The 26,035-nt window shown below is 68.5% G+C and carries 22 protein-coding genes and 1 pseudogene; 6 read left to right on the plus strand and 17 right to left on the minus strand.

The features are described 5' to 3' along the window. Positions 1-122, minus strand: a 122-nt coding sequence (locus VFW69_RS02660; RefSeq protein WP_526497928.1) for a nuclear transport factor 2 family protein, incomplete at its 3' end; no start/stop codon positions are given. Positions 123-180: 58 nt separating this feature from the next. Here VFW69_RS02660 and VFW69_RS02665 point away from each other — a divergent pair. Beyond that, positions 181-1,062, plus strand: a complete 882-nt coding sequence (locus VFW69_RS02665; RefSeq protein ID WP_526497892.1) for a D-alanyl-D-alanine carboxypeptidase family protein — start codon at positions 181-183, stop codon at positions 1,060-1,062. Between the two features lie 7 nt (positions 1,063-1,069). Here VFW69_RS02665 and VFW69_RS02670 read toward each other — a convergent pair whose 3' ends face one another. The 4 genes and pseudogenes from VFW69_RS02670 to ffh form a co-directional block, all read right to left on the minus strand. Continuing rightward, the gene (locus tag VFW69_RS02670; RefSeq protein WP_526497894.1) at positions 1,070-1,672 is read right to left on the minus strand and encodes a TetR/AcrR family transcriptional regulator; all 603 of its coding nucleotides are present in this window, start codon (positions 1,670-1,672) and stop codon (positions 1,070-1,072) included. Position 1,673: 1 nt separating this feature from the next. Continuing rightward, positions 1,674-3,519, minus strand: a pseudogene (locus VFW69_RS02675) (N-acyl-D-amino-acid deacylase family protein). Between the two features lie 142 nt (positions 3,520-3,661). Then, positions 3,662-4,738: a metal-dependent hydrolase family protein gene (locus VFW69_RS02680; RefSeq protein WP_526497930.1), complete on the minus strand. Its 1,077-nt coding sequence runs from the start codon at positions 4,736-4,738 to the stop codon at positions 3,662-3,664. Between the two features lie 75 nt (positions 4,739-4,813). Continuing rightward, positions 4,814-6,391, minus strand: a complete 1,578-nt coding sequence (gene ffh / locus VFW69_RS02685; RefSeq protein ID WP_526497897.1) for a signal recognition particle protein — start codon at positions 6,389-6,391, stop codon at positions 4,814-4,816. 133 nt (positions 6,392-6,524) lie between these two features. Between ffh and VFW69_RS02690 the strand changes: the two genes are divergently transcribed. Further along, positions 6,525-7,319: an alpha/beta hydrolase gene (locus VFW69_RS02690; protein ID WP_526497899.1), complete on the plus strand. Its 795-nt coding sequence runs from the start codon at positions 6,525-6,527 to the stop codon at positions 7,317-7,319. Between the two features lie 107 nt (positions 7,320-7,426). Continuing rightward, complete coding sequence (locus VFW69_RS02695; protein WP_526497901.1) at positions 7,427-9,184, plus strand: DEAD/DEAH box helicase; 1,758 nt, start codon at positions 7,427-7,429, stop codon at positions 9,182-9,184. Between the two features lie 67 nt (positions 9,185-9,251). On the opposite strand, the gene VFW69_RS02700 is transcribed toward VFW69_RS02695, so the two are convergent. From VFW69_RS02700 to VFW69_RS02730, 7 genes are all read right to left on the minus strand, one after another. After that, the gene (locus VFW69_RS02700) at positions 9,252-11,738 is read right to left on the minus strand and encodes a [protein-PII] uridylyltransferase (RefSeq protein WP_526497903.1); all 2,487 of its coding nucleotides are present in this window, start codon (positions 11,736-11,738) and stop codon (positions 9,252-9,254) included. A 45-nt stretch (positions 11,739-11,783) separates the two neighbouring features. After that, positions 11,784-12,122: a nitrogen regulatory protein P-II gene (glnB, locus tag VFW69_RS02705; protein ID WP_526497905.1), complete on the minus strand. Its 339-nt coding sequence runs from the start codon at positions 12,120-12,122 to the stop codon at positions 11,784-11,786. After that, positions 12,119-13,507: an ammonium transporter gene (locus tag VFW69_RS02710; RefSeq protein WP_526497932.1), complete on the minus strand. Its 1,389-nt coding sequence runs from the start codon at positions 13,505-13,507 to the stop codon at positions 12,119-12,121. Before VFW69_RS02710 ends, glnB begins: the two co-directional genes overlap by 4 nt. Positions 13,508-13,699: 192 nt before the next feature. Further along, on the minus strand, positions 13,700-15,064 hold the full coding sequence (gene ftsY / locus VFW69_RS02715) for a signal recognition particle-docking protein FtsY (RefSeq protein WP_526497907.1): 1,365 nt from the start codon (positions 15,062-15,064) through the stop codon (positions 13,700-13,702). 157 nt (positions 15,065-15,221) lie between these two features. After that, a complete protein-coding gene (gene smc / locus VFW69_RS02720) occupies positions 15,222-18,812 on the minus strand; it encodes a chromosome segregation protein SMC (protein WP_526497909.1) in 3,591 nt (1,196 codons plus the stop codon). 183 nt (positions 18,813-18,995) lie between these two features. After that, positions 18,996-19,289 (minus strand): acylphosphatase, encoded by a 294-nt coding sequence (locus tag VFW69_RS02725; protein ID WP_066859986.1) that lies wholly within the window; start codon positions 19,287-19,289, stop codon positions 18,996-18,998. Beyond that, entirely contained in the window at positions 19,276-19,689 is a 414-nt protein-coding gene (locus VFW69_RS02730) for an OsmC family protein (RefSeq protein WP_526497912.1), read from the minus strand. The genes VFW69_RS02725 and VFW69_RS02730 overlap by 14 nt, the downstream gene beginning before the upstream one ends. 52 nt (positions 19,690-19,741) lie before the next feature. Between VFW69_RS02730 and VFW69_RS02735 the strand changes: the two genes are divergently transcribed. Further along, positions 19,742-20,518: a PIG-L deacetylase family protein gene (locus VFW69_RS02735; protein WP_526497914.1), complete on the plus strand. Its 777-nt coding sequence runs from the start codon at positions 19,742-19,744 to the stop codon at positions 20,516-20,518. Positions 20,519-20,539: 21 nt separating this feature from the next. On the opposite strand, the gene mutM is transcribed toward VFW69_RS02735, so the two are convergent. From mutM to sepIVA, 4 genes are all read right to left on the minus strand, one after another. Next, a complete protein-coding gene (gene mutM / locus VFW69_RS02740) occupies positions 20,540-21,409 on the minus strand; it encodes a DNA-formamidopyrimidine glycosylase (protein ID WP_526497916.1) in 870 nt (289 codons plus the stop codon). Further along, positions 21,410-22,123, minus strand: a complete 714-nt coding sequence (gene rnc, locus VFW69_RS02745) for a ribonuclease III (protein WP_526497918.1) — start codon at positions 22,121-22,123, stop codon at positions 21,410-21,412. It abuts the gene before it with no gap. Further along, positions 22,120-22,719 carry a YceD family protein gene (locus VFW69_RS02750; protein ID WP_526497920.1) on the minus strand — a complete coding sequence of 200 codons (600 nt, stop codon included), beginning with the start codon at positions 22,717-22,719 and terminating at the stop codon, positions 22,120-22,122. Before VFW69_RS02750 ends, rnc begins: the two co-directional genes overlap by 4 nt. A gap of 69 nt (positions 22,720-22,788) precedes the next feature. After that, positions 22,789-23,526: a cell division protein SepIVA gene (gene sepIVA, locus VFW69_RS02755; RefSeq protein WP_526497934.1), complete on the minus strand. Its 738-nt coding sequence runs from the start codon at positions 23,524-23,526 to the stop codon at positions 22,789-22,791. 455 nt (positions 23,527-23,981) lie between these two features. Here sepIVA and VFW69_RS02760 point away from each other — a divergent pair, with 455 nt between their 5' ends. Continuing rightward, positions 23,982-25,172, plus strand: coding sequence for a permease (locus VFW69_RS02760; RefSeq protein WP_526497922.1), 1,191 nt, complete (start codon positions 23,982-23,984; stop codon positions 25,170-25,172). Between the two features lie 6 nt (positions 25,173-25,178). Here VFW69_RS02760 and VFW69_RS02765 read toward each other — a convergent pair whose 3' ends face one another. Continuing rightward, complete coding sequence (locus VFW69_RS02765; protein ID WP_526497924.1) at positions 25,179-25,397, minus strand: thiamine pyrophosphate-dependent enzyme; 219 nt, start codon at positions 25,395-25,397, stop codon at positions 25,179-25,181. Positions 25,398-25,657: 260 nt separating this feature from the next. Between VFW69_RS02765 and VFW69_RS02770 the strand changes: the two genes are divergently transcribed. Beyond that, the coding region (locus VFW69_RS02770) for a DUF222 domain-containing protein (RefSeq protein WP_526497926.1) at positions 25,658-26,035 on the plus strand (378 nt) is incomplete at its 3' end.

Here is a 26,035-nt window from a genome sequence, read left to right on the forward strand (position 1 = left end):
TAGGCGTCGGGTGTGAACACCTTGTCCAGGTCGTCGAATCGCCGCTGGTCAATGGCGGTGGAGTAATCCACCAGAAGCTGCTGGATCTCGAGACGGTCGGAGATTTCGGCCAGGCTCAACATGCAACGGACAGTACTGAACATCCGTCTCGAACAGGACCGGAAGTTAGACTTTGCGGCCATGCGGAAGCTCACGGCCACAGCAGCTACCCTGCTCGCGCTCGGTACCTGCGCCGCCACCGTCACCATGTCCACCGCGTGGGCCGACAACACGCAGCCGGTCGGCTCGATCCCGATTCCCGACGGCCCCGCGCAGACCTGGATCATCGCCGACCTGGACAGCGGTCAGGTGCTGGCCGGCCGCGACCAGAACGTGGCCCACCCTCCGGCCAGCACCATCAAGACGCTGTTGGCGCAGGTGGTCCTGGACTCGGTGAGCCTGGACTCGACCGTCGTCGCCGACGTCGCCGACACCCAGGTGGAGTGCAACTGCGTCGGCATCAAACCGGGCCGCACCTACACCGCGCGCCAACTCCTCGACGGCCTGCTGCTGGTCTCGGGTAACGACGCCGCGAACACGCTGGCGCACATGCTGGGCGGCCCGGACGTCACTGTCGCCAAGATGAACGCCAAGGCGGCCTCGCTGGGTGCCACCAACACGCACGCGGCGACGCCGTCCGGCCTGGACGGCCCCGGTGGTTCGGGCGCGTCGACGGCGCATGACCTGGCGGTCATCTTCCGCGCGGCGATGGCCAATCCGGTGTTCGCGCAGATCACCGCCGAGCCGTCGGCGATGTTCCCCGGCGACAACGGCGATCACCCGATCACCAACCAGGACGAACTATTGGAGCGCTATCCCGGCGCGATCGGCGGCAAGACCGGCTTCACCAACGCCGCACGCAAGACCTTCGTCGGTGCCGCCGCACGCGGTGGTCGCCGGCTGGTGATCGCCATGATGTACGGGCTGATCAAACAGGGCGGCCCGACGTACTGGGATCAGGCGGCGACGCTGTTCGACTGGGGATTCGCGCAGAGCCCGCAGGCGAGCATCGGCTCGCTGTAGCTTTTCGTCAGGAGTCGGCGTCCGGCAGTGCCGCCGTCAGCAACGCCATCAGCACCGGAATGCGTTGCGCCGCAATCTCGGGCTGCGGCAACACCCCCTCGATCACGGCGGCCCCGTCGAACACGTTGCGCATCAGCGCCGCCACGACCGGGACGGTTTCCCGGGGAAAGCCCTCGGCGCCGGGCAGCGCCCGCGCGGTATCGTCGATCTTGGCGGCGTACTGCGCAAGCTCGTGTTGCAAAGTGTCCCTGAGCTTTTCGTCGGTGCGCGCGGCCACCGTCAGCTCGTAGATCACGGCGTTGATCGGGCCGCCGGTGACGTCTCGCAGGATTTCCAGCACCGCTTGCAGCGCCGGGCGTTCGGCCGGTATTTCGGCGACTCCCTTGGTGAACGACTCCAGCTGGCGGCGCAACACCTCCGAGGCCGTCGCGGCCATGAAATCGCCCATGGTGTCGAAGTGCCGGAACAGCGCGCCCACCGACACCCCGGCCCGCTTGGCAATGACCGCCGCCGACGCCCGGGCGTAGCCGACCTCGACGATGGTGGCGATGCAGGCGTCGATGAGCCGCCCGACGGTCTCCTCGCGGCGCTGCTGCTGGGTTCTGGCCATGTCAGGCGCTGACACCCAGCGCGCTGCGCTCCCGACCGGCGCGCTCCCCCGCCCGCAGGTAGCGGCCCGACCGCACGGATTGTCCGTAGCCGTCCCGGAATGCACCTTTGGAGTGGCTTCCGCCGAAGACGACCACGCCGCCCACACCGGTGGCGACCACGGCGTCGTCGTTGCGGTTGACCATGCGCCGCAAGCCGCCGTAGAACGGCACCGCTTCCTCGTGGTAGCCGTCGACGGATTCGTTGAGTCCGGCCGGGTCGATCACCACGAAGTCCGCACGGTCGCCCTGCCGTAGCGTGCCGGCGTCGATGCCGAACCATTCGGCCAGTTCACCGGTGAGCCGATGCACCGCGTGCTCGATCGACATGAAGGGCGCGCCGGCCCGATAGGCGTCGCGGGTGCGCTTGAGCATCCGCAACGGAAAGTTGTAGAACGCCATGTTGCGCAGGTGCGCTCCCGCATCCGAGAAGCCCATGTGCACGCTGCCTTCCTTGGCGAGCGCGTCCAGCAGTTTGGGGCGATGGTTGGCGACGACGGTGGTCCACCGGACGTTGCGTTCACCGTTCTCGACGAGCACGTCCAGGAATGCGTCGAGCGGGTGCAGCTTGCGCTGGTCGGCGATCGCGCCAAAGCTCTTGCCGATCAACGACTTGTCCGGGCATTCGACGATGACCGCGTCGTGGAAGTCGCGGTGCCACAGCGACGGTCCGAGCTTGATGCGGTCGAACTCGCGCCGGAACTTGCGGCGGTATTCCTTGTCCGCCAGTAAGGCGTTGCGCTCCAACTGGTCCCGCAAGTGCAGGGCGGCCGTTCCCGCGCCGAACTCCTCGAAGACCGGCAGGTCGATTCCGTCGGAGTACAACTCGAACGGCACCGGCAGATGCTGGAATCGCACATGAGAGCCCAGCAGCTTGTTCAGCAGCCGGGTCCCCGGGCCGAACACGTATACCGACAGCGGCATCGACTTGGCGTCGGCGGACACCAGCATGCTCATCCGAACGCCCCTGCCCCAGTTGAGTATCCGGCTGCTGGCCAGGAAGAAGAGCATTCCGGTTGACGGCTTCGCCACGTTGGGGGCGCTTTGCAGAATTCGGCCGCGCTTGCGCAGGACCTTGATCAGCCTGCGCCGTTCCCGCCACGTCGCGAACGTGGACGGCAGGGCGCGTGAGCGGTACCGTTCGCCGTCGAGTTTGTCGATGGGCGCGTCCATCCCGGACATGCCGAGCACACCGGCGTCGAGGGCCTCATCCAGCAGTTCGGCCATCTTCTCCAGCTCGCCCTCGGTGGGCCGCACCGCGGCGTCGGTGGCCCGATCCAGTCCCAGCACCGCGGTCCGCAGGTCCGAATGGCCAAGCAGTGAACCGATATTGGGCCCGAGCGGCAGGGCGTCGATCGCCTTGACATACTCCGCGGCCGTCGACCAGGTCCGAATGGAATCCAACGCCCCGAAGACATATTCCCGCGGCACCGCCTCCACCCGGCTGAACAGGTCGGCGGCGTCCTGGGAGTCCGCGTACACCGTCGACAACGAGCAGTTACCCAGCAGCACCGTGGTGACACCGTGGCGCACCGACTCGCGCAGCCCGGGATCCAGCAGCACCTCGGCGTCGTAGTGGGTGTGCACGTCGAGGAAACCGGGCACGACCCACTTGCCGGCCGCATCGATCACCTCAGGGCACCCGGTCTCATCCAGCGGCTCGGTGGAGACCGTGGCCACGACGCCGTCGCGGATACCGAGCGTGCGCGTCAGGGGTGCGCTGCCGGTGCCGTCGAACCACAATCCGTCGCGAATGATCACGTCGTAGGCCATGGTGTCCTCCATGTCGTTGATGCCGGAACGCTAACATAGATAGCAAGCACTCGCAATCTTTTCCCGCGCGGAAGCAGTATTCGGCGCTGGTGGTCAGTGTGCGTCATTGAGCCGCGCACGGCCGTAACCACGGCGGCATCGGCGCGGCGGCGCACGATGTGGGCCGCGACCGACGTTGGCTAGGCTGGCGACCGAAAGATGTTGCCGCGCAGCATGATCAGGTCGGGACTGTTCAGTACCGCGGCGCCCGAGCGCGGGTCGCGCGAGTAGCACAGCAAGTCCGCCGAGGCGCCGTGATCGAGCCCGGGCCGGCCGAGCCAGCGGCGCGCGTCCCAGCACGCCGCGCCCAGCGCCTCGGTTGGACTCATCCCGATGCTCTTGAGCGCTTCGACCTCGTCGGCGATGCGCCCGGGCGCCACCATGGTGCCGGCGTCGCTGCCGGCATAGATCGGCACGCCCGCGTCGCGGGCCGCCGCGATCCGGGACAGCCCACGCGCGTGCAGGTCACGCATGTGCGCGGCGTACGCCGGATACTTCGCGGCGGCGTCGGCGATCCCGGGGAAATTCTCCACGATGTTGACCAGCGTCGGGACCAGAACGGTCCCATGTTCGACCATCAGCTCGATGGTGTCGTCGTCCAGGCCGGTGCCATGCTCGATGCAGTCGATGCCGGCGCTGATCAGCCCGGGCAGCGCGTCCTCACTGAAGACGTGCGCGGTGACCCGGGCCCCATGGGAGTGCGCGGTCTCGATCGCGGCCTTGAGCACGTCGTCGGACCACAGCGGGGCCAGATCGCCGACGCTGCGGTCGATCCAGTCGCCGACCAGCTTGATCCAGCCATCGCCGCGCCCGGCCTCCTCGGCCACCGCCTGCGGCAGTTGCCATTCGTCTTCCAGCTCACGCGCGAAGCCCGCCGCATACCGCTTGGGTCTGGCCAGATGCTTTCCGGCACGGATGATTCGGGGCAGATCGTCGCGGTCGTCGAGGCTGCGGGTGTCGGTGGGCGACCCGCAGTCCCGCAACAGCAGCGCGCCGACATCGCGTTCGATCTCGGCCTGCGCGATCGCGTCGTCCAGCGGGATCTCGCCGTGATCACCCAGGCCGACGTGGCAGTGGGCGTCGACCAGACCGGGCACGATCCAGCCGCCGTCGAAGACCGCGTCGGCGCCGGCGACGGGTTCGGCGCTGATGCGGCCGTCGACGATCCACAGTTCGATCTCGGTTTCGTCGGGCAGCCCCACGCCCCGCACGTGCATGCGCACCGGGCGGCTACCTGCTTCCGGTCCAATGGTGACGACCCGCTTCGCCCGGCTCCGCCGCGCTCGCGATCGTCACGGGTTGCCCGGGAACTTGAGCTTGGACAGGTCGAAGTCGGCCAACCCGGGCGGCAGCTCGTCAAGGCCTTCGGGCATCTGCGACAGGTCGGGGAATCCGGCCGGCATGCCCGGCATCCCGGCGCCCAGCGGGTTGCGGGCCTTCGGCGGTGTCGGACCGCGTCCGCCCTTCTTGCCCTTCTTGCCGGCCTTGCCCTTCGCTCCCTTGGACTTTCGCGTCGCCGACTTGCGGCCCAGACCGGGGATGCCCATGCCGCCGAGCATCGACGACATCATCTTGCGGGCCTCGAAGAATCGGTCCACCAGCTGGTTGACCTCGGACACCGTGACGCCCGAGCCGTTGGCGATGCGCAGCCGCCGCGACGCGTTGATGATCTTCGGATCGGCGCGCTCCGCGGGTGTCATGCCGCGAATGATGGCCTGCAGGCGGTCGAGTTGGCGGTCGTCGACCTGGGCCAGCGCGTCCTTCATCTGCCCCGCGCCGGGCAGCATGCCCAGCAGGTTGCCGATCGGGCCCATCTTGCGGATGGCCAGCATCTGTTCCAGGAAGTCCTCGAGCGTGAGCTCGCCGCTGCCGATTTTGACGGCGGCGGCCTCGGCCTGTTCGGCGTCGAAGACCTGCTCGGCCTGCTCGATCAGGCTCAGCACGTCGCCCATGCCCAGGATGCGGCCGGACATCCGGTCGGGATGGAAGACGTCGAAGTCCTCCAGCTTCTCGCCGGTGGAGGCGAAAAGGATTGGGACGCCGGTCACCTCGCGGACCGAGAGCGCCGCGCCACCGCGGGCGTCGCCGTCGAGCTTGGTCAACACCACACCGGTGAAGCCGACACCCTCGCGGAACGCCTCCGCGGTCGTGACGGCGTCCTGACCGATCATCGCGTCGAGCACGAACAGCACTTCGTCGGGATTGACGGCGTCGCGGATGGCCGCGGCCTGGTCCATCAGCTCGTCGTCGATGCCCAGCCGGCCCGCGGTGTCGACGATGACGACGTCGAAATGCTTGGCCTGCGCCTCGGCGAGTCCGGCCGCCGCGACGGCGACCGGGTCGCCGACGGAACCGGCATCCGGGCCAGAAGGGGGGGTGCCGGGATGCGGCGCGAAGACCGGTACCCCGGCGCGCTCGCCGACGACCTGCAGCTGGTTCACCGCGGCCGGGCGCTGCAGGTCGCACGCGACCAGCAGCGGGGTGTGCCCCTGCCCGCGCAGCCAGGCAGCCAACTTGCCGGCCAGCGACGTCTTACCTGAACCCTGCAGACCGGCGAGCATCACCACGGTCGGCGGGGTCTTGGCGAACGCCAGCTGACGGGTCTGTCCGCCCAGGATGCCGATGAGTTCTTCATTGACGATCTTGACGACCTGCTGCGCCGGATTGAGGGCACCGGAGACCTCGGCGCCCTTGGCGCGGTCCTTGATCCGGGCGACGAAGGCGCGCACCACGGGCAGCGACACGTCTGCTTCCAGCAACGCGAGCCGGATTTCGCGGGTGGTGGCCTCGATATCAGCGTCGGTCAATCGACCCTTGCCGCGTAGCCCTGCCAGAGCACCGGTCAATCGGTCGGACAGCGATTCAAACACCCCGCCAGCCTAGTGGTGGGCTTAGGCTGCTTGCCCGGCGCAGGTTCGGCGACACATGAATGCCGCAGAAGACACGGCTTGCAACGTCGCCGTGGCTTATGTTTCGGCAAGAAGACGGCGAAGGGTCAGGCTCATGCTCGAGGTGATCGACAAGGGGTCTTGCACCCAAGCGCATCCGGTGCCGCTGCTCTTCGTGCACGGCGGGTGGCATGGCGCGTGGTGCTGGGAACACTTTTTGGACTTCTTCGCCGACGCCGGCTACCGCGCGGTCGCGATGAGCCTGCGCGGACACGGCGCCAGCCCCACCGCCAAACCGCTGCCGAAGGTGTCCATCGGCGACTACATCGACGATGTCCGTTCGGTGGCCGACGACGTGGGCGGCGGGCCGGTCCTGATCGGCCATTCCCTGGGCGGCTTCGTGGTCCAGCGCTACCTCGAAGACCGAAGCGCCCCGGCCGCGGTGCTGGTGGGCTCCGTGCCGCCGCAGGGCGTGCTCACCCTGGCGTTGCGGGTGTGGCGGCGGCGGCCGTCGATGACGATGGAATCGTGGAGCGATCCCACGCTGCTGAAGTTCCTCGCTACCCCGGCGCTGGCCCGCGAGTACCTGTTCTGCGCCGACACGCCCGAGGCCGTCGTCGAATCCTGCCGGCAACGCGCCGGGGCCGAGAGTGTTCGCGCGGCCATGACCGACCCGATCGTCCGCCGCGTCAGGACCAGGCGGGTGACCACGCCGATCTTGGTGCTGGGCGCTGAGTACGACGGCTTCGTCAGCGTCCGCGAGGTGCGCAACACGGCGCGCGCCTACCGAACCGAGCCGGAATTCTTTTCCATGGGCCACAACATGATGCTCGAACCGGGCTGGGCCGACGTTGCCGCCCGCATCCACGAATGGCTGCAGACCCGCGAAACGGTGAGCCCGACACGATAGCCAGTCGAGTCGCTACTGCGCCGAAAAGCGTTGGCGTGCTAGATTTCACAGCCGCGACTCAATCGAGTCAGCCGCGTCGACGAGCAACGAACGGGGGGCCTGTGTCGATGCCGCTCAGCGACATCCAGGCGCGGGCCGACAGCGATCCCTGCGACACCAGCGGCACCGGCGTGCTGCGTGGCTGGCAGCGCAGGGCGCTGGTGCGCTACCTCGCTGGCCGGCCGCGCGATTTCCTGGCGGTCGCCACGCCGGGTTCGGGGAAAACCACCTTCGCCCTTCGGGTGGCGGCCGAGCTGCTCGCCCAGCGGGCCGTCGAGCACGTCACCGTCGTAGTGCCCACCGAGCACCTGAAGGTGCAGTGGGCCCAGGCCGCGCAGCGCTACGGCCTCGCGCTGGACCCGAGGTTCTCCAACAGCAACCCGCGGATCGCGCCGGAGTATCACGGCGTGATGGTCACCTACGCGCAGGTCGCCGCGCATCCGACGTTGCACCGGGTGCGCACCGAGCAACGCAAAACCCTGGTCGTCTTCGACGAGATCCACCACGGCGGCGACGCCAAGACGTGGGGCGACGCCATCCGCGAAGCCTTCGGCGACGCCACCCGGCGGCTCGCCCTGACGGGGACGCCCTTTCGTAGCGACGACAGCCCCATCCCATTCGTGACCTACGAGGCCGGTCCCGACGGGATACGGCGTTCGCAGGCCGACCACACCTACGGCTACACCGATGCCCTCGCCGACGGCGTGGTCCGGCCGGTGGTGTTCCTCGCCTACTCGGGGGAGGCGCGGTGGCGCGACAACGCCGGCGAGGAGCATGCGGCCCGCCTCGGCGAGCCGCTGTCGGCCGAGCAGACCGCGCGCGCATGGCGCACGGCGCTAGACCCCGCCGGCGAATGGATGCCCGCGGTGATCACCGCCGCGGATCTGCGGCTGCGCCAGCTCCGCACGCACATACCCGATGCGGGCGGAATGATCATCGCCTCGGATCAGACCGCGGCACGCGCCTATGCCGTCCTGCTGACGAAGCTGACCGGCGAGGCGCCGACGCTGGTGCTCTCCGACGACCCCGGATCGTCGGCGCGGATCAGCGAATTCGCCGCGAGCACCAGCCGCTGGCTGGTCGCGGTGCGCATGGTCTCCGAAGGAGTCGACGTGCCGCGGTTGTCGGTCGGGATCTACGCCACCAGCGCCTCGACGCCGCTGTTCTTCGCTCAGGCCATCGGCCGGTTCGTGCGGTCGCGCCGCCCGGGTGAAATCGCGAGCATGTTCGTGCCGTCGGTGCCGAACCTGCTGCAGCTGGCCAGCGAGCTCGAGGCTCAGCGCAACCACGTGCTCGGCGAGCCGCACCGCGTCTCCGAGGGCGACCCGCTCGAGGGCGACCCCGCCACCAAGACTCAGGACGAGAAGAGCGACGTCGACAAGGGATTCACCTCGTTGGGTGCCGACGCGGAACTCGACCAGCTCATCTTCGACGGATCATCCTTCGGCACCGCGGCTCCGGCGGGCAGCGACGAGGAGGCGGACTACCTCGGCATCCCGGGGCTGCTCGATGCCGATCAGATGCGCAGGCTACTGCACCAGCGTCAGGACGAACAGCTGCAGAAGCGGGCCCAACTGCAAACGAAGGGCGGCCCGCCGCCGGCCGTCGGCACCCCTTCGGCCGCCGTGCACGGTCAGCTTCGGGAGTTGCGCCGCGAGCTGAACACCCTCGTCTCGATCGCCCATCACCGCACCGGCAAGCCGCACGGCTGGATCCATAACGAACTGCGCCGCCGCTGCGGTGGCCCCCCGATCGCCGCGGCGAGCCGCGAACAGCTGCGCGCGCGCATCGACGCCGTGCGCCAGCTCAACGCCGAGCATTCGTGAGCGGGCGCGGCGAGCCGGGCGAATGGGGGCACCTCCCGCTTGCGGGGGAGGGTCGCCGCCGTCAGGGCTAGTCGCCGACGGGTTCCTCGAGCACCTCGACGGCGGGGCCGCCCAATACGGCCAGCAGGCTCTGCTCGACCGTGTCCCGCGCACCGTGCTCGGCGCCGGCTGCCGCGTCCGCCGCTTCGGCCGGCACGGTCACGCAGAAGACGTCCGCCGCCGTCGACCCGAAGGTGTTGACCTTCGCCCAGACGATGTCGGTACCCGCCCGCTCCAGCGCCCGGGTCAGCACCGCGAGCAACCCGACGCGGTCCATGGCGCGGACCTCGACGATCAACACCTCGGGTGAGGCCGAGTCGACCCACAGGATGCGGGGCGGCGCACTCGACCGCGTGACGGGCACCCCGACCTGGACCTCGCCGGCCCGGCTGGTCGCCGCGCTGACGGCGTCGCTGTCGCGCTTTTCCAGCGTGCCCAACACGTCGACGTCGCCGGCGAGCGCTCCGGTGAATTGTTGGCGCAGCAGGCCCGCTTCCGGCGGTGAACCGAACAGCGGCGACGCCACGAATTCGACGATCGCGAATCCCTCGTGGGTGCTGGCCGAGGCCGAATGGATGCGCAGCGAGTTCAGCGCCAGCACCGCAGCGGCTTTCGATACCAGCCCCCGCTGATCCGGCGCGGTCATCACCACATCCAGGCGCTCTCCGCCGCTGGGTTTGATGTCCACATGAACGCCGCGATCGGCTGCCAGCGAAAGGTATTGTGGTGCAGCTGGTTTCGCTTCAGATAGCGGCTCCCCCGCCATCACCAGCCGGCAGCGCCGAACCAGGTCCTCGATCAGCGACGCCTTCCATTCGCTCCACACACCGGGGCCGGTGGCCTTCGAATCCGCCTCGGTCAGCGCGTGCAGAACTTCGAGGAGCAGCGCGTCCCCGCTCAGCGCTTTCACCACGCGCTCAATGGTTTTGGGGTCATTGAGGTCGCTGCGGGTGGCCACTATCGGCAGCAGCAGGTGGTGGCGGACCAACTGCGCGAGCAGCTCGGCCTCGACGGGCGGAATGCCCAGCCTGGGCCCGATCTCAAGCGCCAGGCCCGCGCCGAGCACGCTGTGGTCGACGCCGCGGCCCTTGCCGATGTCGTGCAGCAGAGCGCCGAGCGCGAGCAGGTCGGGTCGCGCCACCCGGGTGGACAGCGGTGCGGCGTTGACGGCCGTCTCGATGACGTGGCGGTCCACCGTCCACTTGTGCGCGACGTCGCGGGGCGGCAGGTCGCGGATGGCGTCCCATTCCGGCAGCAACCGGCCCCACAGCCCCGTGCGGTCCAACGCCTCGATCGTGGCCACCGTGGTCGGCCCGGCCGACAGCACAACCAGCAAGTCGTCCAACGCCTCTCGCGGCCACGGCACCGGCATCTCCGGCGCGGCGGCGGCCAGCCGGCTCAGCGTGGCGGCGCCGATCGGCAGCCCGGTATCCGCCGACGCGGCCGCCACCCGCAACACCAAACCCACGTCGGTATCCGGACGTGCGTCGCGCGCGAGCACGATCTCGCCGGCATATTCGACGACGCCCTCGTCCAGCGGGCGGCGCTTGGGCCGTCGCACGAAGGCCGTCACGCCGCGGCGCGGCAGCGCGTTCTCGGCCGTCCGAATGCCGGTCTCGGCATGGTAGCCGATGGTGCGCCCGGCATCGGACAGTTTGCGCGCCAAGTCAAATCGGTCTCCGATGTGCAGGGCGGCGCTGATCTCGTCGGCGTATTGGGCCTGCAGCTGATCGCGTCCGCGTCCCGACACCCGGTGCAGCTCGGTGCGCACGTCGAGCAGCGTCAGGTGGGCATCGTCGAGGGAACCCCCTGGCGATTCCGGACGCGCCATGCCGTGGCGGTCAATCAGCTGGGCAACGCCCAGCGCGTCGAGCAGTTGCACATCGCGAAGGCCGCCGCGACCCGATTTCAGGTCCGGCTCGGCGCGCTGGGCGATGCGGCCACAACGCTCCCAGCGGGCCTGCGTCATTTCGACGAGCTCGTTCATGCGGGAGCGAATCGCGCTGCGCCACTGGCGTCGTGCGCCGGCGATCAGTGCGTCGGAGAGCCGGGCGTCGCCGGCGATGTGGCGGGCGTCCAGCATGCCCAGCGCCGCGATCATGTCGGCATTGGCGACACCGAGGGTCCCGGAAACGGTCCGCACACTGTGGTCGAGCCGAACGTTGGCGTCCCATAGGGGATACCACAACTTGTCGGCCACCTTGCCTAGCACGTCGTCGGACTTGTTGTCGTGCAACAGCATGAGGTCAAGGTCGGAATGCGGCAACAGCTCATGGCGGCCCAGTCCGCCGATCCCGACGATCGCGAAGCCGCTCTCGTCGGCGATCCCGATCTCGGCCGCCTTGGCCATCAACCAGGATTCGTGCAGATCCAGCCAGGCGTGCCGCAGTTCGGCGGCGTGCAGCCTGGCGCCCCCAGACAACAGTTGGCGCCGCGAGGCAGCCAGATCGACTGCCCCGCAGGCGCTTTCTGTCTCCGCTAGGTGCCCGGACAAGTCGGGGTCGTTCGGGGTCATACCCTCCCGGCCCGCCCGGGTCGAATCAGCGATTGACAGCGGATGTCATAGCGCATCGGTTCCGCGCTCGCCGGTGCGCACCCGCACGATGGTTTCCACGGGGCTCACCCACACTTTGCCGTCACCGATCTTGCCGGTGCGCGCGGCCCGGACGATGCTGTCCACGACCTTGTCGACGATGGAGTCGTCGACAACGACCTCGATGCGCACCTTGGGCACGAAGTCGACCGAGTATTCGGCGCCCCGGTAGACCTCGGTGTGACCCTTCTGCCGTCCGTAGCCCTGGATTTCGCTGACCGTCATCCCCAGGACGCCCGCATCCTCCAGACCGGTCTTCACGTCATCGAGTGTGAACGGCTTTACGATCGCGGTGATCAGCTTCATGACTGCTCTGCCTCCACTTTGTCGCCCACTCGCTCCTCCTCCAGGCCGTTGCGGGTATCCGCCACAGCGGCCCGGGGCGGCAGAACCGAACCGGTAGCCACGGCGAAATCGTAACCACTCTCGGCATGCTCGGCCTCATCGATACCCGTGGCTTCCGCCTCTGGGTTGAGACGAAGCCCGATGGTGTACTTCAGGATCAAAGCCAAGATTAGCGTGACGATACCGGAGTAGAAGAGAACGGCGAACGCGCCGATCGCCTGTCGCTCCAGCTGGGCCCAGCCGCCGCCGTAGAACAATCCCTTGGACACCCCGGTGACGCCGTTGATGGCCGGGCTCTCCGGCGCGGCGAGCAGCCCCACCAGCAGCGTGCCGGCCAAGCCGCCGACCAGGTGAACCCCGACCACATCGAGTGAGTCGTCGAAGCCCAGCTTGAATTTCAGGCCGACCGCCAGCGCGCACACCACGCCAGCCACCAGGCCCACCACCAACGCGCCCAGCACGTTGACCGACGAGCACGACGGCGTGATGGCGACCAGGCCCGCGACGATGCCGGACGCCGCGCCCAGCGTGGTCGCCTTGCCGTCGCGGATGCGCTCGGTGAGCATCCAGCCCAGCATCGCGGTGGCCGTCGCGACCGTGGTGGCCATGAAGGTCGACCCGGCGACACCGTTGGAGGTGGTGGCCGATCCGGCGTTGAACCCGTACCACCCGAACCACAGCAACCCGGCACCGAGCATCACGAACGGCAGGTTGTGCGGCCGGAACAACGTGGTGGGCCAACCGCGCCGCTTGCCCAGCACGATCGCCAGCATCAGGCCCGCCACACCGGAATTGATGTGGACCGCCGTCCCGCCGGCGAAGTCGATCGCGTGCAGCTTGTTGGCGATCCAGCCGCCCTTCTCGGAGGCGAAGCCGTCGAAAGCGAAAACCCAGTGCGCGACCGGGAAGTAGACGAACGTCGCCCACAGGCCGGCGAACACCAGCCAGGCGCTGAACTTCAGCCGGTCGGACACCGCGCCCGAGATCAGGGCGACGGTGATGATCGCGAACATCAGCTGGAACGCCACGAACACGGTGGCGGGCAGGGTGCCCGCCAGCGGGATGTCCGTTGCCGCAACGCCTTTGCTCGGATCGGCGGCCACCGCGTTGACGCCGATGAGGCCTTTCAGACCCCAAAACGAGGTCGGCTTTCCAACGACTCCGTCCCCGGCGTCGTCGCCGAAGGCGAGCGAATAGCCGTAGAGCACCCACAGCACGGTGACAACGCCCATCGCGCTGATGCTCATCATGAGCATGTTCAGCACGCTTCGGGCGCGCACCATACCGCCGTAGAAAAACGCCAGACCCGGCGTCATCAACAGCACCAGCGCGGAACTGGCCAACATCCAAGCGGTATCGCCCGTATTGGGCTGGCCCAGTATTGGGTATGTCACTCGCAATCTCCTCCAGTCGGCCCACAACTGGCCGCCAGACACGCGTCTGATGACCTGTTCGAAGAACATTGCGAGATGGTTGTTTCGGCGATGGTGCCGCCATGTTTCAGCGGGATTAACGTCCCGCTCGGCGTGTAAGGGGTTTCAGCCGAGCAGCGCGTCGACGAAAGCGGCCGGTTCGAACGGCGCGAGATCGTCAGGGCCTTCCCCGAGCCCGACAAGTTTGACCGGCACGCCGAGTTCCTGCTGAACCCGAAAGACGATGCCGCCCTTGGCCGTTCCGTCCAGCTTGGTCAGCACCGCACCGGTGATCTCGACCACCTCGGCGAACACCCGAGCCTGGGCCAATCCGTTCTGCCCGATGGTGGCGTCGAGCACCAGCAACACCTCGTCGACCGCGGCGCGCCGTGTTACGACCCGCTTAACTTTGTCGAGCTCGTCCATCAGCCCGACCTTGGTGTGCAGCCGCCCCGCGGTGTCTATGAGCACCACGTCGGCGCCCGCGGCGATGCCTTTGTCGACGGAGTCGAACGCCACCGAGGCCGGATCGGCGCCCTCGGCGCCGCGCACCACCTCGGCGCCCACCCGCGACGCCCAGGTCTGCAGCTGATCGGCCGCCGCGGCGCGGAACGTGTCGGCGGCGCCCAGGACGACGCGCCGCCCGTCGGCTACCAGTACCCGGGCCAGCTTGCCGACGGTGGTGGTTTTTCCGGTGCCGTTCACGCCGACGATCAGCAGCACCGAGGGATGGTCGTCGTGCGGCAGCGCGCGGATCGACCGGTCCATGCCGGGCTGCAACTCCGTGATCAGCACGTCGCGCAGCACGGCCTTGGCGTCGGCCTCGGTGCGCACGTCGCTGCTGGCCAGCCGGGCGCGCAACTGGGAGATCACCGATTCGGCGACCACCGGGCCCAGGTCGGCGACCAGCAGTGTGTCCTCGACGTCCTGCCAAGCGTCCTCGTCCAGGTCGCCGCCGCCGATCAGGCCCAGCACGCTGCGCCCGAGCGCGTTCTGCGATCTGGCGAGCCTGCCGCGTAGCCGCTCCAGCCGGCCCTCCGTGGGCGCGATCTCCTCGATCTCGGGGGTAGCGGGGGCTTCGGGGGTCTCGGGAACTGCCGGGGCCTCGCGAGCGGCCGGGACCGCCGGTGCCGGGGCCTCGGGTGCGGCGGCCCGGGGTGCCGGGGCTGGGGCCTGCGACGCCGGGGCCTCGGGTGCCGGTTCGGGAAGCTCGACCTCGGAAATTGTGCGCCGCGGCGCGTCGCTCGGAATGGCCGCGTCGTCACCTACCGCGGGTAGCCCGGTGGTGTCGAGCCGATCGGCTGTCGTGGTCTGGCTGAAGGTGATGCCCGAGGACGCGGTGTAGCCGCCGGAACGGTCAATCGCCCCGGGTTCCGGCCGGGTCGAGAAGCTGATGCGGCGCCGCCGATACCGCAGCAGGCCCAGGACCAGCGCGGTGATGACGACCAGGGCAGCGACGACCGCGATGGCGATCCAAAGACCTTGGGACACGCTGACATTGTTTCAAGCGGTCTGCTGCCGGTTGGTCACCGGCCCTCGCTCGACGGCGCCGACCCGCGTCGCCCGGCTACGCCGAGCTCGCGATCGCCGCAGCTCGACGGCGCCGACCCGCGTCGCCCGGCTAGGCCGCGCTCACGATCGCCGCCGATCAGGTGGCGACCAGCTGCTCCACCTGCTGGCCACGCATCCGCTGGGAGATGACGGCGGTGATGCCGTCGCCCTGCATGGTCACGCCGTAGAGCGCGTCCGCGACCTCCATCGTCGGCTTCTGGTGCGTGATGATGATGAGCTGAGAGCGCGCCCGCAGCAGTTCGAACAGCGAGATCAGCCGGCGCAGGTTGGTGTCGTCGAGGGCGGCCTCCACCTCGTCCATGATGTAGAACGGCGACGGGCGGGCCCGGAAGATCGCCACCAGCATCGCGACGGCCGTCAGTGCCTTTTCGCCACCGGACAGCAGCGACAGGCGGGTGATCTTCTTGCCCGGCGGGCGGGCTTCGACCTCGATGCCGGTGGTGAGCATGTCGTCGGGATTGGTCAGCCGCAGTCGGCCCTCACCGCCGGGGAACAACACCGCGAAGACGTCGGAGAACTCGCGTTCGACGTCGGTGTAGGCCTCGCTGAACACCTGCAGGATGCGGGCGTCGACCTCGTCGACCACACCGAGCAGGTCCTTGCGGGCGGCTTTGACGTCCTCGAGCTGGGTGGACAGGAAGTTGTAGCGCTCTTCGAGCGCGGCGAACTCCTCCAGCGCCAGCGGGTTGACCCTGCCCAGTTCGGCCAGCTCACGCTCGGCTCGCTTGGCCCGGCGCTCCTGGGTCGGCCGGTCGTAGGGAATCGGCGCGGGCGCGAAAACCTGTTCGCCGCGCTCCTTCGCCTGCTCGTATTCGGCCATCTCGAGCTCGGAGGGCGGCAGTTGATTCTCCGGGCCGTACTCGGCGATCAGGTCGGCCGGCGCCATGCCGAACTGCTCGAGCACCATCTGCTCGAGCTGCTCGATTCGCATCGCCGCCTGGGCGTTGGCCACCTCGTCGCGGTGCAGCGAGTCGGTCAAGGCTGCCACCCGGGCGCTCAACGCGTTCACCTCGTCGCGCACTGCTGCCATCGCGGTCGCACGCTGCCGGCGTTCGGCGGCCAGGGTGTCGCGGATCTTGGAGGCGGCGTTGACGACGCCGTTCAACCGCTGCGCCAGTAGCCGCCCAGAGTCGGCCGCCGCCGCCGCCACCGCGGCGGCGCGCAGTCGCGCCTCCCGCGCCTGCTGGGCACGCAGCCGGGCTTCGCGTTCGGCTGCGGCCGCGCGGCGCAACGAATCCGCCCGTCCGCGAACCGCATTCGCACGCTCTTCGGCGGTCCGCACCGCCAGCCGCGCCTCGATTTCCACGCTGCGAGCGGTTTCGGTTGCGGCGGCGATCTGCTGGCGGTTCACGGGTTCTTCCGTCGGCGCGTGCCGGGTCTCCTGGGCGTTACGTAGCCGGGTTTCCAGTTCGGTGACTTCGGCGACGGTCTGGGTCCGGCCCGCCTCGGCCTCCTCGCGCTGCCGCAGCAGCCTGCTCCACTCGTCTTCGGACGTCCGGGCGTCCTGACCGAGCCGGCCGAGCTGCTCGTACATTCCCGAGATTTCGCTGTCGGACTCGTTGAGCGCGGCCAGCGCCTGCTCGGCCGAGTCCTGACGGGCCATCTGCTCGGTCAGCGCGCCGGACAACGCCGCGCTCAGCTGGGCCACCCGGGCCTCCGCGGCGGTGAGCTCGTCGCCGGCCTTGTCGATTTCCGAGGTCACCTCGAGCGTGGACGGCTTGCGGTCCGATCCGCCGGTCACCCAGCCGGCACCCACCAGGTCACCGTCGAGCGTGACGGCGCGCAGGTGGGAGTGCGCCGCCACCAGTGCCAGGGCCTGGTCCAGGTCGTCGACCACGGCGACGCCGGAGAGCATGGCCGTGATCGCGCCGCGCAGCCGGGCGGGCGCGTCGATCAGGTCGAGCGCCCACAGCGCACCTGCCGGGGCGGCTTGCGTCGCCGGTTGGTCGGCGGGCCAGTCACCCAGCACCAGCGCGGCGCGGCCGCCGTCCGCCTCCTTGAGCGCGGCGACGGCCGAACGCGCCGCGCCGAAGCTCTCGGCTGCCAGTGCGTCGGCCGCCGATCCCAGCACCGCGGCCAGCGCCGCCTCGTAGCCAGAGCGAACCTTGACCAGCTTAGCCATGGGGCCCAAAAGTCCTGTGCCGCCGTGGTTTTGGGTGAGCCACGCCGCGCCATCCTTGCGCTCGAGCCCGATCGCGAGCGCGTCGATGCGGGCGCGCAACGAGGCCACCTGGCGTTCGGCGTCTCGCTCGGCGGAGTGCAGTTCAGCCACCCGCGCGTCGGCGAGCCGCAACGCGGCAACGGTGCGCTCGTGGTGTTCGTCGAGGCCCACCTCGCCCTGATCGAGTTCACCGACCCGGCTCTGGACGGTCTCGAATTCCACCTTGGCCTGCTGCGCGCGGGCGGCGGCCTGTTCGATGCGTTCGGACAGGCGCGCCACACTGTCGTCGATCGATTCGACGCGCGCTCGCATTGTCTCCACCTGACCGGCCAAGCGCGCCAAGCCTTCTCGACGATCCGCCTCCGCGCGCACCGCCGCCATGTGGGCCCGATCGGCCTCGGCGGCCTCACGCTCCCGCTCCGCCAACTCGGCGCGGGCGCCATCCAGCCGGGTGCGCGTGCCGGCCAGTTCGCCGAGCAGCTGCCGCTCGGCGACCGCGACCTGCTCGGCCTCGGCTTCCAGCACGTCGGGGTCGGTGTCGCTGGTGGCAACCGGCTCTACGTCGAGGTGCTGCGCCCGCTCGCTGGCGATGCGCACGGTCGCGGCGACCCGTTCGGCCAGTGCGGACAGCGCGAACCAGGTGTGCTGCACCGACTCGGCCCTGCTCGAGAGTTCGCCAACCGCCGTTTCGTGCGTGGTCAGCTCCGCGGACGCCTCGGCCAGGCGTGAGGAGGCCTGGTCGTGGTCGCGGCGTATGGCGGCCTCAGCCTCGAAAATGGCCTCGCGCTCGCCCTGCCGGTTGACCAGGTCGTCCGCGGCCAGCCGCAGCCTTGCGTCACGAAGGTCGGCCTGGATCGTCTGGGCCCGACGGGCCACCTCGGCCTGGCGGCCCAGCGGTTTGAGCTGGCGACGCAGTTCGGTGGTCAGGTCGGTGAGCCGGGCCAGGTTCGCCGACATCGCGTCAAGTTTGCGCAGGGCTTTTTCTTTGCGCTTGCGGTGCTTGAGCACGCCGGCGGCTTCTTCGATGAACGCGCGACGGTCCTCGGGGCGCGATTGCAGGATCTCGTCAAGCTTGCCCTGCCCGACTATGACGTGCATCTCCCGGCCGATCCCGGAGTCGCTCAGCAGTTCTTGAACATCCATCAAACGGCAACTGCTGCCGTTGATTTCGTATTCGCTGGCGCCGTCGCGGAACATTCGCCGCGTGATGGACACCTCGGAGTATTCGATGGGCAGCGCGTTGTCGGAGTTGTCGATGGTGACGGTGACCTCGGCACGGCCCAGCGGGGCCCGCGACGACGTCCCGGCGAAGATGACGTCTTCCATCTTCCCGCCGCGCAGGGTCTTCGCCCCCTGCTCCCCCATGACCCAGGCCAGCGCGTCGACGACGTTGGATTTGCCGGACCCGTTGGGCCCGACGACGGCGGTGATGCCCGGTTCGAAGCGCAGAGTCGTCGGCGAGGCGAAGGACTTGAAGCCCTTCAGCGTCAGACTCTTGAGGTACACGGCGAGCCAGACTACCGCTCGAATCGGCCCAGGCGGCTTCACCGAGGGGTGTCGGCTCGCCCGAAACATGGCCGCGCTCTGCGTGGTCGGCGCACTGGTCACAGTGGCCACATCAGCCACGGGGACACTCGATCCGGGCCGGTGCTGGTGTGACTGATGTGACGCGCGAGGCCACGACCCGCCTCAGCGCTCGACGAAACCCTCGAACCGCTCCTGCGGCTGCGACCAGTCGGCCACGACCTTGTCGACGTGCCCGGGCCGCGACGGCCACGCCGTGCCACCTTCCAGCAAATGCAACAGCTTCTCGCCGGCCGGCCGCGGCCCCTGGGCGACCACCAGGACTCGGCCGTCGGCCTGGTTGGCCGCATAACCGGTGAGGCCCAGCTCCAGCGCCCGGCAGCGCGTCCACCAACGGAATCCGACCCCCTGGACCTGGCCGTGCACCCAGGCGGTGAGCCGGGTATCAGGCTCCGACATCGCTAACCTCGAAGTTGACGGTGGTACCGGACTTGAGCGTGCGCCCGACGGTGCAGACCTGGTCGATGGCCCGGTTGACCACGACCAGCAGACGCTCCTTCTCGTTGTCGGCCAGGGCCGACAGGTCCAGTTCCAGGGTCTCCTCCAGCAGCGGATAGCGCTCCTGCTCGCGGTCGGCGGCACCGGAGACCTTGATGACTGCCTTGTAGTCGTCGCCCAGCCGGCGGCCCAGCGGTAGGTCGCTGGACATCCCGCTGCACGCCGCCAGCGCGATCTTGAGCAACTCACCGGGTGTGAACACGCCGTCGACATCCTCGGAACCGATCAGCACCTGCGCTCCACGTGAGCTGTACCCGGTGTAGCGGCGAGTTCCGGTGCGTTCCACCCATAGTTCGGCCATGGCTTATTTGTACCGGGCGCTGAAACTTTGACGCGCGGGCATACTGCTTTGCATGGCCACCGTGGTCGCGTTCCATGCCCACCCCGACGATGAGGTCGTGCTCACCGGCGGCACCCTGGCGCGGGCGGCCGCGGCCGGGCACCGGGTGGTCGTGGTCACGGCAACCGACGGGCGCGTCCACAATGAAGACGAAAACGACCGAATCGACGAATTACGTTCGAGCGCACGGATTCTCGGGGCGCACCGGGTAGAGTGCCTCGGGTATGCCGACAGCGGCTACGGTCCGCTGTTCTACCCGGATCCACCCGGGCGCATCCGATTCGGGCGCGCGGATCTCGACGAGGCCGCCGGGCGGCTGGCCGGCATCCTGCGCGACGAACGCGCCGACCTGCTGCTCAACTACCAGCCCAACGGCGGCTACGGCCACCGCGACCACGTCCAGGTACACCACGTCGGCAAGCGTGCCGCCGAACTCGCCGCCACTCCGCGGGTGCTCGAGGTGACGATGCCGCGCGAAATGCTGCTCCGCGTCAGCGATATCGCGCATCTGTTGCGGCTTCCCGGCCCATACGAACGTGACGTCGTCCGCGGCGCATACGCTCCGCGCGCGACAATCACGCATCGGGTCAACGTCTTTCGCTTTGCGCGCCAGAAGCGAGACGCTCTGGCCGCGCACCGCTCTCAGATCGGCGCCTCCAGTGTGGCCGCGCGGGTGTTCGGGCTACTGCATCGGCTGCCGCCCCAGGTGTTCGGTGCGGTGTTTCGCCACGAGTGGTTCGTGGACCCGGCGTTGCCCGCCGGGACGCTGCGCGGCGACATCTTCGATTGAGTCAGCCGCGCTGAGGAACGCTCAACCCCGTGGTCGCGGTTGACATTTCGGGCAGTAGATCGAGGAACGGTTCATGAACTTCTCCCGGCGCATCACCGCCCCGCAGCGGCGGCAGGCTTCACCTTCACGGCCGTACGCGTCGAGCGATCGGTCGAAGTATCCCGATTCGCCGTTCACGTTGACGTAGAGCGAATCAAACGAGGTCCCGCCCTTGGCCAGCGCGTCGCGCATCACCTCGGCGGCCGCGTCCAGCACGGCGGTCAACTGCTTGCGGGTCAGCGTGTCGGCGATCCGCGCGCCGTTCAGCTGGGCCCGCCAGAGCGCCTCGTCGGCGTAGATGTTGCCGATGCCGGACACCACCTGCTGGTCGAGAAGCTGCCGCTTGATTTCGGAATGCTTGCGCCGCAACACTTTCACCACCGCGCCGGCATCGAATCGGGGGTCCAGCGGGTCACGCGCCAGATGCGCGACCGGCTCCGGCACCACGGTGCCGTCCACCTCAACCAGATCGGCGAGCATCCACCCACCGAAGGTGCGCTGATCGGCGAAACTCAGCACGGTCCCGTCGTCGAGCAGCGCGGAGATCCGGACGTGGTCGGTGCGCGGCACTTCCCCCAGCAGCATCTGCCCGCTCATGCCGAGGTGGACCACCAACGCCGTATCCGATTCCTGCCCAGCGGGTTCCGTGTCGAGCAGCAGCCACAGGTACTTGCCGCGCCGATCGGTGCCGGTGATGCGCGCATTCAACAACCGGGCGGTGAGGTCCGCGGGCCCCGCTTCGTGACGACGCACCGCGCGCGGGTGATGTACGCGGACGGCGGTGATCGTCTTGCCGACGACATGGGCGTGCAAGCCGCGGCGCACCACCTCGACTTCGGGCAGTTCGGGCATTTAGACGGACGTTTTTCCCGCGGGGTCCAGCACGTCGAGTGTCTTCCAGGTGGCCGCCGCGGCCTTCTGCTCGGCCTCCTTCTTGGAGCGGCCGACACCGGTGCCGTATTCGGTTTCCGCCACCACGACCACCGCGGTGAATTCCTTGTCGTGATCGGGCCCGGTGGAGGTGACGACGTAGGACGGCGCGCCCATGCCGCGGGCCGCGGTCAGTTCCTGCAGGCTGGTCTTCCAGTCCAGCCCGGCGCCCAGCGTCGGCGCGGCATCCAGTAGTGGGCCGAACAACCGCAGAATCACCTCGCGCGCAACGTCGATGCCGTGATCGAGGTAGATCGCGCCCAGCAGCGATTCCATGCCATCGGCCAGGATGCTCGATTTCTCGGCACCGCCAGTGTTGGCTTCGCCACGCCCCAGCAGCAGATGGACGCCGAGGCCCCCGTCGCACAGCTTGCGCGCGACGTCGGCCAGCGCCTGGGTGTTGACCACACTGGCGCGAAGTTTGGCCAGGTCACCCTCGGTGCGGTCGGGATGGCGGTGATACAGCTCGTCGGTGATGGTCAGGCCCAGCACGGCGTCGCCCAGGAATTCCAGGCGTTCGTTGGTCGGCAGGCCACCGTGTTCGTACGCGTAACTGCGATGCGTCAGCGCCAGAGACAGCAGTTCCTCCGACAGCTCAACCCCGAGGGCATCGAGCAGCGCCTGCCGTGAACTCACCGCTTACCCCGCGACTCATCCGACTCGGCGCTGAACATGCCCGCCAGCTTGGCCCAGCGTGGATCGATGCGGTCGTGCTGATGGGCCGGATCGGCGGCCAGCGAAACACCGCACTCCGGGCACAGCCCCGGGCAATCCGGGGTGCACACGGGCGAGAACGGAAGCTCGAGTCCCACGGCGTCGACGATGGACTGCTCGAGGTCGATGGTGTTGTCGACGATGTGGCCCACCTCGTCTTCCTCGGTGGTCGCCTCGGTGGTGCTGTCCGGGTAGGCGAACAGCTCGGTGAGCCGCACTTGCACCTGTCCGTCGAGCTTGGTCAGACAGCGGCAGCATTCGCCGGCCGTGGGCGCGGTGACCGTCCCGGTCACCAGCACGCCCTCGGACACCGATTGGACCTGTAAGTCCAGCTCGAGTGGGGCATCCGCCTCGATGGCGATCATGTCCAGTCCGATGCGCGACGGACTGGGCACGGTTGTCCGCAGGGTCACCATCGCCCCGGGGCGGCGCCCGAGCCGGGTGATGTCGAACGCCATCGGCGCCGCCAGCCGTGACGTGGCGCCGCGGGCCGATGGTGTGCTGTGCTGCCGCGTCATATCGGAAATCCTACGGCGCTGACCGCATAATTCCAGGGCGCGCCCGCCCGGCAAACAGCCGCGAAGCGGCTAGCGCACGGCGTAGTCGTGGGTTCCGGCGGCCGTCCGCAGTTGGTGACGACCGCGCCCCACCGACCGCAGGGTCCCGTTGAGGAATTCCTCGAACTCGGCGAGCTTGTTGTCGACGTAGATGTCGCACTCGCCGCGCAGCCGGTCGGCCTCGGCGTGCGCGGAGTCGATGAGCCGGGTGGCCTCGGCGTTGGCCGCCTCCACCACGCTGTTCTGCGAGACCAGGCGTTGCTGTTCCTTGATGCCCTCTTGCACGGCCTTCTCGTAGGAGATGTTGCCGTTTTCCAGCAGCCGTTCGGCTTCGGCCTGAGCGCGGCCGACGCTGGCCTCGTACTCGCGCTTGGCCGCCGTGGCGATGCGCATCGACTCTTCGCGGGCCTCGCCGACCATCCGCTCAGAGTGCTGGCGCGCTTCGCTCACCATCCGGTCGGCTTGCGCCTTGGCGTCGGACAACAGCCGGTCGGCCTCTGCGCGGGCGTGGTTGAGCATCGACTCCGACTCGGTGGTTGCCGAGGACACCATGGACTCGGAGTGCGACTTGGCGTCGGACAGCATGGAGTCGCGCGCGTCCAGCACATCCTGGGCGTCGTCCAGTTCGCCCGGGATTGCGTCCTTGATGTCATCGATCAGCTCCAGCACGTCGCCGCGAGGCACTACGCAGCCGGCTGTCATCGGAACGCCACGGGCTTCTTCCACGATGGCGCTGAGTTCGTCCAGCGCCTCAAAGACTCGATACACGGCCATACCCTCCTGGCGTCTGCAAAGCTCTTATTGTTACCAGTGTGCCTGGTGATGTCACTGTGACAGTGGTGGTGACACCGGTGTGTCGGGTATTTGCCCGTTCGGGCCACCTCAAACGCCCCGGCGAGGTGTTTTGCGCCTGGTAATTGAAAGCCAATGCCATCAGGAAGCGCCCCGTTCACACTGTTACGGCGGCCCGGTGGCCGCGCGAGGTGGTTCATCCATATTCGTTGCCGGGTCCCCGTTGATGCGGGAGGGGCGCAGGCCCGGGGTTCGCGCCGGGGCCCGGCTATTGCCAGCGATTCTAGGTCGCGGATGGCCAACGGCACTATCGCACTGTCAGCGGGGTGCCGGCCGGGCCGGGCCGCCGTCTCCCCGATGCGCAGTGCATTCGCCCGCGGTTTATACCCCCGTGGGGTATGCTCGACGGTTAAGACGCAGCCGCTAAGCGAGTGGTTACCCGCAGGAGGACACAAGTGACGGTGCTATCAGCGGTCGGGCACGCTTTGACGCTCGCGGGGTCGATGACGTGGGAAATCTTATGGGCGCTGATCCTGGGCTTCGCCCTCTCGGCGGTGGTGCAGGCCGTCGTGCGGCGCTCGACGATCGTGGCGCTGATGGGGGACGACAGGCCGCGCACCTTGGCCGTCGCGGCCGGGCTGGGAGCGGCATCGTCGTCGTGCTCGTACGCCGCGGTGGCGTTGGCGCGATCGCTGTTCCGCAAGGGCGCCAACTTCACCGCCGCGATGGCGTTCGAAATCGGCTCCACCAACCTGGTGGTGGAATTGGGCATCATCCTGGCGCTGCTGATGGGCTGGCAATTCACCGCCGCCGAATTCGTCGGCGGGCCGCTGATGATCGTGGTGCTGGCCGTCCTGTTCCGGCTGTTCGTGCGATCGCGGCTCGTGGATGCCGCCCGCGAGCAGGCCGAGCGGGGAATCGCCGGTTCGATGGAAGGCCACGCGGCCATGGACATGTCCGTCCAAGGGGAAGGCTCGTTTTGGCGACGGCTGTTCTCCCCGGCGGGTCTCACCTCGGTTTCGCACGTGTTCGTGATGGAATGGCTCGCGATCCTGCGCGATCTCGTCCTGGGCTTGCTGATCGCGGGTGCCGTGGCGGCCTGGGTGCCCGAAAAGTTCTGGCAGATCTTCTTTTTGGCCGATCACCCGGGCCTCTCGGCGATATGGGGACCGATCGTGGGGCCCATCGTGGCGATCGTGTCCTTCGTGTGCTCGATCGGCAATGTCCCGCTGGCCGCGGTGTTGTGGAACGGGGGCATCAGCTTCGGCGGCGTCATCGCGTTCATCTATGCCGACCTGTTGATCCTTCCGATCCTGAATATCTACCGCAAGTACTACGGCGTTCGGATGATGCTGACACTGCTGGGTACCTTCTACGCCGCGATGGTCGCCGCCGGGTATTTGGTCGAATTGATCTTCGGCACAACTCATCTCATTCCCGTGCAGCGCCACGCGATGGTGCTGGAAGCATCGATCTCATGGAACTACACGACCTGGCTCAACATCGCGTTCCTGGCGCTCGCGGTCATCCTGGTCGCCCGGTTCATCACGTCCGACGGTCTGCCGATGGTGCGCATGATGGGCGGCTCCCCTGACACCGGCCAGTCCGAGCATCAGCACTGACCGGCCTCAGGGTTGCGGTAACCGCACGTCCAGCACCACGCGGCGCCCTTGGTCGGCCTCGGCGAGCGCCCATTTCACGACCTCGCTCATCTCCGCCGGCGTGTGCACGCTGCGTCCGCTCCCCCCGCAGGCCTTGACCAGGGCGGCGTAGTCGGTGTCGGGTGTGAGCCGGGTTTCGTCGAAGTCGTTCTCCCGCACCGAGATTCCGTCCGGATACAACGCCATGACGGGCAACTTGGGGCGGATTGACCCGTTATTCTTCAGTTCTGGACTGCGGGATCTGTGCGCTAATGGGTGCCGGATTTGCCCGGGTGGGCACCTGTGCACTGGGAAGGCCGCCTCGGGTGCTGCAACCGAGGCGCAGATCGTGTGGTTTTCACGGCGTGGATCGTGCGCGGTCGAGCGCTCCCCGGCAGAGGATGATGGCACTGCCGGCGCGAAACCGACGGCCGAAACTTGTCGTACCCCGCTGCGATGATGAGGTTATGTCCTTGACTGCATCGCCGCCGGTGGCGATGAGCCCTGCCGAGCGGCTGGAGGTGTTGTTCGAGGAGCTGGCGGAGTTGGCCGGTCAGCGCAACGCGATTGATGGACGCATCGTGGAGATCGTGGCCGAGATCGATCGCGACGAGCTCTGCGGCGTCACGGGCGCACGGTCGGTTCCGGCGTTGGTGGCCTGGAAGATGGGCTCGTCCTCGGCAAACGCCCACACGATCACCACGGTCGCGCGCCGGCTCGAGGCGTTTCCTCGTTGCGCCCTAGGCATGCGGGAGGGCCGACTGTCGCTCGATCAGGTTGGCGTCATCGCGGCGCGGGCCGGGGAGGGGTCTGATGAGCACTACGCGCAGCTGGCCGAGGTCGCG

Origin of the sequence: Mycobacterium sp. (assembly GCF_036273375.1) — a bacterium.
Taxonomy (GTDB): domain Bacteria; phylum Actinomycetota; class Actinomycetes; order Mycobacteriales; family Mycobacteriaceae; genus Mycobacterium.